The sequence below is a fragment of the Cellulomonas sp. Root137 genome, assembly GCF_001426725.1.
Taxonomy (GTDB): Bacteria; Actinomycetota; Actinomycetes; order Actinomycetales; family Cellulomonadaceae; genus Cellulomonas.
On record NZ_LMFG01000001.1, the window covers coordinates 447,828 to 460,550 of the forward strand.

The following is a 12,723-nucleotide window of genomic DNA, read 5'->3' on the forward strand; positions in this document are numbered from 1 at the left end:
GTTGCCGCTGAGCGGTGTCAGCCCGCACGCACCAGCAGGGTGCTCGGACCCTCGGCGGTCGGGCGGATCTCGATGCGGTCGGCGATCGACTGCTTCAGAGCCTCGACGTGGGACACGACCCCCACCACCCGACCACCCGCGCGCAGGCGGCCGAGCTCGGCGAGCACCGCGTCGAGCGTGTGCGGGTCGAGCGAGCCGAAGCCCTCGTCGACGAACAGCGTGCCCAGGTCCATGCCGCCGGCCTCGGCGGTGACGACGTCCGCCATGCCGAGCGCCAGGCAGAGCGACACGTAGAACGTCTCGCCGCCGGACAGGGTGCGCGGGTCGCGCGGTTGCCCGGTGACGTGGTCGACCACCCGCATGGCCAGACCGGTGTTGCGCGCGCGCACGTCTTCCTTCTCGTCGCTGCGGACCAGCTCGTAGCGACCGTCGGACATGAGCAGCAGCCGCTCGTTCGCGGCCGCGACCACGTCCTCGAAGCGGCGCACGAGCACGAACGTGGCCAGCGAGAGGCTGCGCGCGTTGTCGCCCCCGCCCCCACCGGTCAGGTCGGCCAGCCGGGACACGGGACCGGCGGCCTCGACCTCGCGCGCGAGCGCCTCCGCCGCCGCCAGCACCTCGTCGGCCGCAGCGGTCGCGGCCGCGGCGCGCTCGGCGGCCACCCGGGCCTCCCCCGCGGCCTCCTCGGCGCGCGTCCGGGCGAGCGCCTCGGCGGAGCGCGTGCCGTCGACGTCCACCACCAGGTCCTCCGCCAGCTCCGCGATCGCGGGCTCGGCCAGACCAGCCGCCACGCGGTCCAGCGCGGACGCGTACGCGGTGACGATCCGGTCCAGCTCGGCGAGCACCTCGGCGGCGACGGCCGCTGCCCGGGCGGAGCCGGCGGAGTCGAAACCGTGCTCGGTCAGGCCCTGCACCAGCTCGTCGCGGCGGCGGTCGCGCTCGTCCTGCGCGGTCTCCTCCTCGGCCAGTGCCTCCAGGACCCCGGCGGACGCCGCCGACCGTTCGAGCAGCTCCGCGTGCCGCGCCGCGACGGTCGGGTGGTCGTCGCGTCCGGCGACGACCTCCGCCTCGGACGTGTCGAGGTCCAGCACCGTGACCTCGAGGACCGACCGGTCCCCCGTCAGGCGAGCGACGGCCGCGGCGCGTTCGGCCTCGCGGTCGTGCGTCTGCGCGTCGAACCCCTCGAGGGCCGCAACGTTGCGGGCCACCTCGGCCTCGGCCGTCCGGGCGTCGTCCAGCGCGGCGCGCGCCACCGCCGTCCGCTGCTCGGCCTCCTCCGCGGTGACCTGCCCGACGCGAGCGCGCAGGGATTCCACCCGCTCGGCGAGCGCGCTGCACCGCTCCGCAGCCTCGCGGAGACCGGCCTCCGCCCTCGCCCTGTCCGCCTCCGCGCGATCGACCTGCTTGGCGGACACGTGGTCCGCGTCGAGCACGGCCTTCGCGGGGTGGTCCGCCGACCCGCACACGGGGCACGGGTCGCCGTCGTCGAGCCCCGCGGCGATCTCGCCCGCCAGGCCCCTGATGCGTGCGGCCCGCAGGTCACGCTCGGTGTCCAGCGCCGCCGTCGCCACGGCCGCGCATGCCGCACGGACCGCGACCGCGGCCGCCAGCGACGTCTCCGTCGCCGCCAGCTCCCGGTGGGCGACGACCAGCTCGGTGGCCGACGCGAGCGCGGCCTCGTGGTCCCCCCGCAGTGCGGCGCGCGTACGAGCCGCCTCCAGCTCGGTGAGCAGGGTGGCGCGCGCGGCAGGCCGCACCGCGAGCCACGCGTCGTCCGCGGCGATCGCCGCGACCAGGTCGTCGATCGCATGCCGGGCGTCCCGGACCGCGCGCCGCCGAGCCTCCAGACCCGCCTCGACGTCCACGAGCCGCGCGAGAGCGGCAGCCTCCTCGACGGCCACCCGGCCCGTCGCCTGCACGTGCGCGCGCAGCGCGGTGCCCGTCGGGGGTATCGCGATGTCGTCGGGCGCGGCGTCCAGCGCGGCCCGGAGCGCCTTGCGGGCTCCGTCCAGGGCGGTCTCCGCACGCTCGAGCCCGACCAGCAGCGGTCGGACGGCCTGGGCCGAGCGAGCGGCCGTCAGCCGCAGGACTGCCTCGGCGTTCACGTCCGCGGCGGCGTCGAGGGCCGCACGCTCCGTGCGCAGCGCAGAGCGGCGAGTGAGCAGTGCATCCGTGGCCGTCACCTGGTCGAGCAGCGCCCGTGCCTGCCGGCGCACCTCGTCCGCGGTGGTCGCCGCCTCGCGGGCGGTCTCCGCCACCCGCAGCAGCCCATCGGTCCGTGCGGCGACGGCCGCCTCCACGCCGGCGACCAGGCCCTCGCTGCGCAGCACCGCCGCATCGATCGCGACGCGGACCTCGGCGGCGTCGTCGCTGGTCAGTCGAGCCGCGCCGACCAGCTGCGACGAGGCGGACACCAGCGCCGCGCGGGCGGTCGCACACGCCCGGTCCCCCTCCCGGCGCATCTCGGCCAGCCGCTGCGCGAGCCGGTCGTACACCTCGGTGCCGAAGATCTTCTGCAGCAGGCCGCGCCGCTCCTCCGGCTTGGCGCGCAGGAAGTGCGCGAACTCGCCCTGCGGCAGCACGATCGTCTGCACGAACTGGGTCCGGTCGAGGCCGACCGCCTTCTGGATCTCGGCACCGATCTCGTCGAGCCGGTTCCCCAGCGGGACACCCACCGCGTCGAGCGTCGCCAGGTCGAGGTCGACCCCGGCCGGCAGCCGCCAGGCCTTCACCGTCGCGTTCGCCGTGGTGGTGCCCGAGCCGCGCCGCTTGGCGCGCTGGTACGCCGGGGTCCGCCGCACGCGGTAGACCCCCGCAGGCACCTCGAACACCAGGTCGACCACGCTCTCGACGTCGTCGGCCGCGTACGCCGAGCGCAGCCGCTCCTCCGACGCCTCGCTCGACGCGACCTTCCCGTACAGGGCGAACACGATGGCGTCGATGAGCGTCGACTTGCCCGAGCCTGTCGGCCCCTCGAGCAGGAACAGCCCGGCCTGGCCGAGCGCGTCGAAGTCGACGGTGTGCCGGCCGGCGAACGGCCCGATCGCCTGGAGCGTGAGGGAGCGCAGGTGCATCAGGCGCTCCGCTCCATCGCGGTGACGTCCTCGTAGGCGCGACGCAGCACCGCGGCCTCGGCGGGGGTCGGCCCGTGGCCGGTGACGTGCGTGAGGAAGTCGGCGGCCACGACCAGCGGGTCGTGCGCCGCGGTGACGACGGTCGCGCGGGCGACACCGGCGGTCTCCGCGGCCCGGTGCTGGACGACCAGTGCGTGCGGGAACCGCTGCTTGATCCGTCGGTAGAGGTCGTCGGGGCGGTGCGCGTCGGTGACCGTCACTCGCGTCCAGGCGTCCGTGTGCGGCTCGCCCGCGGCGCCGAGCAGGTCCTCGAGCGTGCCGGTCACGTCCGCCAGTCGGCGTGGCACCGGCGCGTCGACCAGCGACGTGCGGACGGAGCCGCCGGACAGGTCCACCAGCACGGACGACTTGGCGTGGTGCTGCTCGGAGAACGAGTACGCGAGGGGCGAGCCGCTGTACCGCAGGACCGTCCCGTCCACGCCGGTCAGCTGCTGGGGGCCGTGCAGGTGCCCCAGGGCGACATAGTCCGCACCCGCGAACACCCCGGCCGGCACCTGGTCCACGCCGCCGACACGGATGTCCCGCTCGGACTCCGTCGGCGCCCCGCCGATCACGAACGCGTGCGCGGCCACCACGGACCGCGGTCGTGTCGGGCCGGGCCGCGACGCGAGGTCGGCACGGATCCGACGCATCGCCGCCGACGCCACCGCCTCGTGCGACCGAGCCAGCGGCTCAGGACCGTCGGCCAGCTCGTCGCGGGCGAAGTCGGGGTCGAGGTACGGGATGCCGTACACGAGCACGTCGCCGCCGTCGTCGGGAAGCACCACCGGCTCCGCCAGCCCGGCGACCCGCGTCCGCAGGCGGACCCGGTCCCGCATGAGCGCCGACCCGAAGCCCAGCCGCGTGGCCGAGTCGTGGTTGCCGGACGTCACGACGACCGTGGTGTGCTCGGCCAGCCGCGCGAGCGTCTCGGACAGGAGCGTCACGGCCTCCACCGGCGGGATCGCACGGTCGTACACGTCTCCCGCCACCACCACGGCATCCACCTGCTCGGCGCGCACGACGTCGACCAGGTGCTCCAGGTACGCCGCCTGGTGGTCGAGCAGATCGACCCCGTGCAGCGTCCGGCCCAGGTGCCAGTCCGACGTGTGCAACAACCGCATGCCGCGAACGTAGACCAGCCCACCGACACGCCCGCCGACCCTGCCGGGGTGTTGCGTCAGACGCGCGTCACAGGCTCCGCGGGGAGCTCGCCGGACAGCCCGACCATGTCGAGGACGTCCCGCAGCACGCGGTGCGGGTCGAGGAGGGTGACCGGGATCCCGGCCTCCGAGGCGGCGAGGTGCAGCTGCAGCACGAACGCGATGCCGGAGGAGTCGATGAAGGTCGCCTGGGTGGAGTCGATGACGACCGGGTCGCCGGCCACGAGTGCGAGGCCCATGCAGGCGCTGGCCTCGTCGCGCAGCGCCGCGTCGATCTCTCCGACCAGGACGATGACGGTCCGAGCATCCTGCGCCTCGACCCGGATGGTGCCGGCCGCGGCCGCGTGCTCGATCAGGTCCATTGCTCCTCGGTTCATGCCCGACGCGGCACCGGAACTCCTTTCCGGCGGGACGACGCTACCGGTCCAGCGGGAACGCGCCATCCGAGGGGAGAAACGGACATGGACCGCCCGGGGTTCCCGGTTAGCCTCGAGGAATGGCCTCCCACGAGCTCCCGCCCAGCCACGCCGACCTGCTGGAGCGCCCCCTGTTCGCGCACCTCGCCACGGTCGCGCCCGACGGCTCCCCGCACAGCAGCGTCATGTGGTTCGTCTGGGACGGCGAGGTGCTCCGGTTCACGCACACGTCCACGCGGCAGAAGTTCAAGAACCTCCAGCACGAGCCCCGCGTCGCGATCTCGATCCACGACCCGGAGAACCCCTACCGCTCGCTCGAGGTGCGCGGCACGGTCGAGTCCACGGTCAAGGACGACGAGGTCGCCAGCTTCTACAAGTCGCTGCAGAAGCGGTACGGCCAGGACTACGAGATCACCGACGCCGCCCGGCGCGTGATCCTCACGGTCCGGCCGACCACCTTCGTCACGAAGTAGCGGGCGCCTCGGGATCGGTCACGTCCGCGACCGTCGCGTCGAGCGCGCGCACGAGGTGAGCCCCGTCCACGTTCGCCGCCACCCCGTGCGCCCCGCCCCCGATCGACACGGTCCGGGTGGGCACGCGGGAGTCCGCGACGACGGGCCACGCGACGAGCGACCCGAACGGCGTGATCGTGCCGCGCACATAGCCGGTGACGTCCCTGGCGGTCTCCGCGTCGGGCATCGACAGCCGGGTCACGCCGAGCAGGGCGCGGAGCTTGGGCCACGAGATGGTCCGGTCGCCCGGGACGAGCACGAAGAGGAAGTCGTCGTCGCCGCGGCGCACGACGATCGTCTTGACGATGCCGGCCGGGTCGACGCCCCGGGCCGCGGCCGCCTCCGCCAGCGAGCTCACGGGACCGTGGCGGGTGACCTCGAACGTGATGCCTGAGGCCTCGAGGCCGGAGAGCGCGCGGCGCTCCCCCTCGGTCGGTGCAGCGGCTGCATCGCTCATGCGGTCACTGTAGGACGGGCTCGTCGACGGCACCGGGCTGCGACATGCTGGGCGCCCGACGATGAGAGGGCCTGCATGACCGACGACATCCTCCGGCTCGTGAGCGCTGCCCTCGGCGTCCCGGTCACCGACCCGCAGCCGCTCGCCGGCTCCGACCGGTCCGTCGTGCTGCGGGCTCATGTGCCGGGAAGCACCGTGGTGGTCAAGAAGTACCCGGACGGGACGTCGTCGTCGTTCCTCCGGGAGGTTGCGGGGCTGACGGCACTCGACCACACCCCCGAGCTGCTCGCGGTCGACCGCGACCGCGGTCTGGTCGTCATGAGCGACCTGGGCGCCGGCCCGACGCTTGCCGACCTCCTGCTCGGCGACGACTCCGCGAGTGCGTGGGACGGCGCGCTCAGCTGGGTCGAGGCGCTCGGCGACGCACTCGGCCGCTCCCGGGCCGGAACGCCTGCGTTCGCCGCAGCCCTCGGCGAGCTCGCCGCCGACGAGCCCTCCGCCGCGGCGCGGGTCGGGGTGCGGAGGCTGCTCGCCGACGTGCTCGGCCTGCCCGCCGACCCCGCGGTCGGCGCGGAGCTCGACGCGATCGCGACCCTGGACCACCGCGACCCGGCCACGGACGTCGTCTCGCCCACCGACACCTGCCCCGACAACGCGATCCGCACGCCCGACGGCTGGCGCTTCCTCGACCTCGAGGGTGCGACCGTGCACCACGTCGCCTACGACGCCGCCTATGCCGCGATGCCCTTCTCCACCTGCTGGTGCGTGTTCGATCCGCCGCCCGGCTTCACCGACCGCCTGCTCGGCCGGTTCACCACCGCCCTCGCGCCTCACCTCCCCGACGTGGTCCGTGAGCCGGGGTGGACGCTGGCCGTCGACCGCGCCTGCGCGGCGTGGATCCTCGCCATGACGGGCTGGCTGATCGACGGGGCCGACGAGGACCGCCCGCGCGTCGGTCCGCCCGGTGTCCCGTCGCCGTCCTACCGGCAGCTGCTCACCACGCGCTGGCGCTGGGGCGCGGTCCGGCTGCACACGTCCCTGCCGGGTGTGGCCGGCCTGCTGGGGGCCGCGGCAGCGTGGGCCGATGAGGAGTGGGGGGAGTCCGCCGCGCCCGTCGGGCCCTACCGCGCGTTCGCCCGCGACGAATGAACGAGCGGTCCGCGCCCTTCACCTGGGAGACTGGACCGTCGTGAGCGCGCCGTCCCCCTCCCCCGCCGACCCGTCCGGGTCCGGTGGCGGGCGACCCCCGAGGCGCCGGGGTCGCGGGCGCCGGACACCGGACGCGACCGAGCAGCAGGCACGACGCTCGTCGGGTCGGCGGTCCTCGGGTCGCGACGACCCCGCCCGCTCCGCCGCCCGCCGCGCGCGGGCCGCCGCGATCCGGCAGGCCGTCGACCTCCCGCCGATCGTCTACCCGGAGCAGCTCCCCGTCAGCGCCCGTCGGGCCGAGATCAGCGACGCGCTCCGCGACCACCAGGTCGTCGTCGTGGCCGGCGAGACGGGTTCGGGCAAGACGACCCAGATCCCCAAGATCGCGCTCGAGCTGGGCCGTGGGCGCGCGGGCCAGATCGGGCACACGCAGCCGCGCCGGATCGCCGCGCGCAGCGTCGCGGAGCGCATCAACGAGGAGCTGGTCGGCGACGCTCCGCTGGGCGGGATCGTCGGCTACCAGGTGCGGTTCACCGACGAGTCGAGCGAGTCGACGCTGGTCAAGGTGATGACGGACGGCATCCTGCTGGCCCAGATCCAGCGCGACCCGATGCTCTGGGCGTACGACACGCTCATCATCGACGAGGCCCACGAGCGGTCGCTCAACATCGACTTCATCCTCGGGTACCTCACGCGGCTGCTCCCCCAACGACCGGACCTGAAGGTCGTCATCACGTCGGCGACCATCGACTCCGACCGGTTCGCCAAGCACTTCGCTTCCGCAGATGGTCAGCCCGCGCCCGTCGTCGAGGTCACGGGACGCACCTACCCCGTCGAGATCCGCTACCGGCCGCTGTCGCCGGACGTCGAGGAGGGCGCGCCGGTCAAGAAGCGGGGTGCCGAGGACCGCGACCCGATGACCGCCATCTGCGAGGCGGTCGACGAGCTGAGCCTCGAGGGGCCTGGCGACATCCTCGTGTTCCTGTCGGGCGAGCGCGAGATCCGGGACGCCGAGGACGCCCTCCGCTCGTCGCTCGGCGCGCGCGTCAGCGACCCGCGCACCCCGGGCGCCGTCGAGCTGCTCCCCCTGTACAGCCGGCTGTCCGCCGCCGAGCAGCACCGGGTGTTCGAGCGGCACCAGAACCGCCGCGTGGTCCTGTCCACCAACGTGGCCGAGACCTCCCTGACCGTCCCGGGGATCCGGTACGTGATCGACCCCGGCACCGCCCGCATCTCCCGGTACTCCAAGGCGACGAAGGTCCAGCGCCTGCCGATCGAGCCCATCTCGCAGGCGTCGGCGAACCAGCGCTCCGGGCGGTGCGGCCGTGTCGCGGACGGCATCGCGATCCGGCTGTACTCGCAGGACGACTTCGACGCGCGGCCGTTGTACACCGAGCCGGAGATCCTTCGTACATCGCTGGCATCCGTGATCCTGCAGATGATCGCGGTCGGGGTGGCGACGACCCCCGAGGACATCGGCGACTTCCCGTTCGTCGACCCCCCGGACACCCGCGCGGTGCGCGACGGCGTGCAGCTGCTCACCGAGCTCGGCGCGCTGGGGGACGGCCGGCTGACCGACGTCGGGCGGGCGCTCGCGCAGCTGCCGATGGACCCGCGGCTCGCGCGGATGATCGTCGAGGGCGGCCGCCGTGGGGTGGCGCGCGAGGTCATGATCATCGCCGCCGCGCTCTCCATCCAGGACCCGCGCGAGCGGCCGGCCGACGAGCGCGAGAAGGCCGACCTGTCGCACTCCCGGTTCGCAGATCCCACGTCTGACCTGCTCAGCTACCTGAACCTCTGGCAGTACCTGAAGGACCAGCAGCGCGACCTGTCGGGGTCCGCGTTCCGCCGCCTGTGCCGGTCGGAGCACCTCAACTACCTGCGCATCCGCGAGTGGCAGGACGTGGTGACGCAGCTGCGCGAGCTGGCCAAGCCGCTGGGGATCATGATGAACGCCCCGCGCCAGGCCACCGAGTCGGACGGGCTCCAGCTCGAGTGGGACGGCGACCGGATCCACGTCGCGATCCTGGCCGGGCTGCTGTCGCAGATCGGGATGCAGGAGGCGACGGAGGTCTCTGCGACGGGGAAGGGTCGGACGCAGGGAAGGCCTGACCGACGCGCCCGCAACGAGTACCTGGGCGCCCGTGGGGCGCGGTTCGCGATCTTCCCCGGGTCAGGTCTGGCCCGGAAGCCTCCCGCCTGGGTCATGGCCGCCGAGCTCGTCGAGACCTCCCGCCTCTGGGGCCGCGACGTCGCCCGCATCCAGCCCGAGTGGGCCGAGGACGTGGGCGCTCACCTGGTGAAACGCACCTACTCCGAGCCGGCCTGGTCCACGCGGCAGGGTGCGGCGACGGCCTTCGAGAAGGTGCTGCTGTACGGCGTCCCGATCGTCAACCAGCGCCGGGTCCTCTTCTCCAAGGTCGACCCCGAGCACGCGCGCGAGCTGTTCATCCGGCACGCGCTGGTGCAGGGCGAGTGGACCACCCACCACGAGTTCTTCCACGAGAACCGGCGCCTGCTCGCGGAGGCGGAGGGCCTCGAGGCGCGCGCGCGCCGGCGGGACCTGGTGGTCGACGACGACACCCTCTTCGCGTTCTACGACGAGCGCGTCCCGGACGACGTGGTCTCCAGCCGACACTTCGACCAGTGGTGGAAGACGGCCCGGCGCGACGACCCCGACCTGCTGACCTTCACACGCGAGCTGCTGGTCGGCGAGGCCGGCGCGATCGACGAGTCCGCGTTCCCGTCGCGCTGGCCGCAGGGTGATTTGCGCCTGCCGCTCACGTACCAGTTCGAGCCTGGTACAGAAGCCGACGGCGTGACTGTACATATCCCGTTGTCGACGCTCGCCCGGTTGATGCCCGAGGGGTTCGGCTGGATGGTCCCGGGCCTGCGCGAGGATCTGATCACCGCCACGATCCGCTCCCTGCCCAAGCCGGTCCGTGTCCAGCTGGTCCCCGCGCCCGACGTCGCCCGCGGCGTGGACGCCTGGATCACCGAGCACACCGCCGACTGGGAGGACACCGTCCGCGCGGGGGACGCCGCTCCGTCGTTCCGGGACGTGTTCCGCCGGGCGGTCCGCGAGCTCCGGGACGTCGACGTCCCCGAGGACGCGTTCGACGACGACCGCCTGCCGGCGCACCTGCGGATGACGTTCCGCGTGGTGGGTGACCGCGGGGGAGTGGTGGACGAGGGCAAGGACCTGCTCGTCCTGCAGCGACGGCTCGCCGACCGCACGCAGAAGGCGGTGGACGACGCCGTCCGCACCGCCGTGCGCGCGGCGATGGAGGAGGCACGCAAGGCGGCACCCGCGGAGGCACCCGCCCCGACGCCCGCGCCCGCGATCGACATCGAACGCACCGGCCTGACCACCTGGCCCGCCGACCTGCCGGAGCTCCCCGACGTCGTCGAGGTCGGCCGCGTCCGCGCCTTCCCGTCCCTGGTCGAGGAGGAGCAGTCGGTCGCGATCCGCGCGCTGGCCGACGAGTCCGCTCGCCCCGAGGCCGCGCGTCGCGGGCTGCGCCGTCTGCTCCTGCTCGACGTCGGCCTGGCGCAGGCCCGGATCACCACGCGCTGGACCGGCACGCAGGCCCTCACGCTCGCCGCGAGCCCGTACCCGAGCACGGACGCGCTGGTCAGGGACGTGCAGCTCGCCGCGATCGAGAGCCTGATGACCGAACCGGCGGCGAACATCCGCACCGCGGAGGCCTACCGTGCGCTGCGCACGACGACGCGGGACCGCCTCGAGGACACGGTGTTCGCCGTCGTCACCGACCTGGTCGCCGTCCTGACGGCGTGGCGCGAGCTGGACGCGGAGATCCGCGCCCGGTCGAGCCTCGCCCTGCTGGCCACCGCCCAGGACATCCGCGCCCAGGCGGCGAGGCTGGTGCACGACGGGTTCGTCAGCGAGGTCGGCGCCGCGCGGCTCCCGCACCTGACCCGCTACCTGCGGGCGGCCCGGCACCGGCTGGTCAAGGCCGCGGACAACCCGCAGCGCGACGCCGACCTGGCGTGGCAGGCGCAGGACGTCGAGGCGCTCTACCGCCGGCTCGTCGCGAAGCACCCGCAGGACGCGGGGCTGACGGAGATCCGCTGGATGCTCGAGGAGCTCCGCGTCAGCCTGTTCGCCCAGCAGCTGGGCACCCCCGTCCCGGTGTCGACCACCCGCATCAAGAAGGCGCTCGCCGCCTACTGACCCCGTCGGAACAGCACAGCCGCTGCCAGCCGCGCGACCACGAAGATCCCCAGGCACCACACCACGGCCGCGAGCGCCGAGTCCCCCGCGCCGGTGCCGAGCAGCAGCCCGCGGAGCGTGTCGGTGATCGGGGTGATCGGGTTGTAGGTCGCGATGGCCTCCAGCACCGACGGCATCGACTCCGGCGGCACGAACGCGCTGGACACGTACGGCAGGAACAGGATCGCGAACGTGAACCCGCTGGCCGCCTCCGGCCCGGACGCGACGACCCCGATGGCGACGGCCACCCACGTGAGCGCCAGGACGAACAGCCCGATGAGACCGATCGCGGCCACCCACTCCCACACGGTCGCCGACGCGTCGAACCCGATGAGGAACGCGATGCCGATCACCAGGGCGGTCGAGACCGCGTTGCGCGCCATGCTGGCGACGACGTGCCCGGTGAGCACCCCGGTGGAGCGGATGGGCAGGGACCGGAACCGGTCGATGATGCCGCCGGTCATGTCGCTGGCGACGTCGACGGCCGTCGTCGACGAGCCGTAGCCCGCGGTGAGCAGGACGATCCCGGGGACCACCCAGTTCACGTAGTCGCCCCCGGTCTGGATGGCGCCGCCGAACACGTAGACGAACAGGAGCAGCAGGATCACCGGGAGCATCACCGCCATGAGGACGGTGTCGAGCTGGCGCAGCGACCGGCGGATGCACCGACCGATCAGCGCGGTCGTGTCGTGCGCGGTCCAGCCGAGGGCCGGAGGTGCAGGGGCGAGCGTGGTCATCAGGACTCCCGGGAGGCGACGAGGACGGGTTCGGTGGACCGGCCGGTCAGGGTGAGGAAGACGTCGTCGAGCGTGGGGGAGCGGACCTCCCAGTGCTCGACGTCGATCCCCCGGCGCTCGACGTCGGCGAGGATCCGCCGCACGTCGGGCACGGACCCGTCCGTGACGATGCGCTCCTCGGTGCCGTCCTTGAGCCGCAGCTCGACGTGCGCCGAGCCGACCGCCCGCTTGAGCTCGCGCGCGGTGCCGTCCGCGATCACCCGGCCGTGGTCGATGACGGCCACGCGGTCGGCCAGCTGGTCGGCCTCCTCGAGGTACTGCGTGGTGAGCAGGACGGTGGTGCCCGACGCGACCACGGAGCGGATGACGTCCCAGAGGTCGTTCCGGCTGCGCGGGTCGAGGCCGGTGGTCGGCTCGTCGAGGAACACCACCTGCGGCCGGGAGAGGAGACCCACGGCCAGGTCGAGGCGCCGCCGCATCCCGCCGGAGTACGTCTTGACCACGCGCTTGCCCGCGTCGGTGAGGTCGAACAGCTCGAGCAGCTCGGCGCTACGGGTGCGCACCTCGGCGCGCCCCAGGTGCGCGAGCCTCGCCATGAGGTGCAGGTTCTCGGTGCCCGTCAGCAGGTCGTCGACCGCCGCGAACTGCCCGGTGAGGCTGATGGCCGCCCTGACCTGCGCCGGCTGACGCACCACGTCCACGCCGGCGACGTGCGCGGTGCCGCCGTCGGGCTTCAGGAGCGTGGACAGGATGCGCACCGTCGTGGTCTTGCCGGCGCCGTTGGGGCCGAGCAGGGCGAGCACCTCCCCCTTGCCGACGTCGAGGTCGACGCCGTCGAGCACGGTCAGGTCGCCGTAGGACTTGCGCAGCCCCCGGGCGACGACGACAGAAGCAGTCATCGCAACTCTCGCTTTCTGTGTATGGCGTAAACTGTGTGTGTAC

The 12,723-nt window shown here is 73.7% G+C and carries 9 protein-coding genes; 3 read left to right on the forward strand and 6 right to left on the reverse strand.

Translation table 11 applies throughout. The features are described 5' to 3' along the window. Positions 1-17: 17 nt before the first annotated feature. Genes ASD18_RS02120 through ASD18_RS02130 form a run of 3 tightly spaced genes read right to left on the reverse strand, consistent with a single transcriptional unit; the run spans position 18 to position 4,653 of the window. Positions 18-3,074: an AAA family ATPase gene (locus ASD18_RS02120; RefSeq protein ID WP_056086020.1), complete on the reverse strand. Its 3,057-nt coding sequence runs from the start codon at positions 3,072-3,074 to the stop codon at positions 18-20. Further along, entirely contained in the window at positions 3,074-4,237 is a 1,164-nt protein-coding gene (locus ASD18_RS02125; RefSeq protein ID WP_056086023.1) for an exonuclease SbcCD subunit D, read from the reverse strand. The genes ASD18_RS02120 and ASD18_RS02125 overlap by 1 nt, the downstream gene beginning before the upstream one ends. A 56-nt stretch (positions 4,238-4,293) precedes the next feature. Next, on the reverse strand, positions 4,294-4,653 hold the full coding sequence (locus tag ASD18_RS02130) for an STAS domain-containing protein (protein ID WP_235522226.1): 360 nt from the start codon (positions 4,651-4,653) through the stop codon (positions 4,294-4,296). A gap of 119 nt (positions 4,654-4,772) precedes the next feature. Here ASD18_RS02130 and ASD18_RS02135 point away from each other — a divergent pair, with 119 nt between their 5' ends. Then, positions 4,773-5,165: a PPOX class F420-dependent oxidoreductase gene (locus ASD18_RS02135; protein WP_056086028.1), complete on the forward strand. Its 393-nt coding sequence runs from the start codon at positions 4,773-4,775 to the stop codon at positions 5,163-5,165. Here ASD18_RS02135 and ASD18_RS02140 read toward each other — a convergent pair. Continuing rightward, on the reverse strand, positions 5,155-5,661 hold the full coding sequence (locus ASD18_RS02140; protein WP_056086031.1) for an aminoacyl-tRNA deacylase: 507 nt from the start codon (positions 5,659-5,661) through the stop codon (positions 5,155-5,157). The two genes, ASD18_RS02135 and ASD18_RS02140, sit on opposite strands and share 11 nt — an antisense overlap. Before the next feature lie 75 nt (positions 5,662-5,736). Here ASD18_RS02140 and ASD18_RS02145 point away from each other — a divergent pair, with 75 nt between their 5' ends. Then, complete coding sequence (locus ASD18_RS02145; RefSeq protein WP_056086034.1) at positions 5,737-6,810, forward strand: phosphotransferase; 1,074 nt, start codon at positions 5,737-5,739, stop codon at positions 6,808-6,810. Between the two features lie 40 nt (positions 6,811-6,850). Continuing rightward, the gene (gene hrpA, locus ASD18_RS02150) at positions 6,851-11,005 is read left to right on the forward strand and encodes an ATP-dependent RNA helicase HrpA (protein WP_056086039.1); all 4,155 of its coding nucleotides are present in this window, start codon (positions 6,851-6,853) and stop codon (positions 11,003-11,005) included. Here hrpA and ASD18_RS02155 read toward each other — a convergent pair. Both ASD18_RS02155 and ASD18_RS02160 read right to left on the reverse strand, forming a co-directional pair. Next, complete coding sequence (locus ASD18_RS02155) at positions 10,999-11,781, reverse strand: ABC transporter permease (RefSeq protein ID WP_056086041.1); 783 nt, start codon at positions 11,779-11,781, stop codon at positions 10,999-11,001. The two genes, hrpA and ASD18_RS02155, sit on opposite strands and share 7 nt — an antisense overlap. Next, the gene (locus tag ASD18_RS02160; protein ID WP_056086044.1) at positions 11,781-12,680 is read right to left on the reverse strand and encodes an ATP-binding cassette domain-containing protein; all 900 of its coding nucleotides are present in this window, start codon (positions 12,678-12,680) and stop codon (positions 11,781-11,783) included. Before ASD18_RS02160 ends, ASD18_RS02155 begins: the two co-directional genes overlap by 1 nt. Positions 12,681-12,723 lie beyond the last annotated feature (43 nt).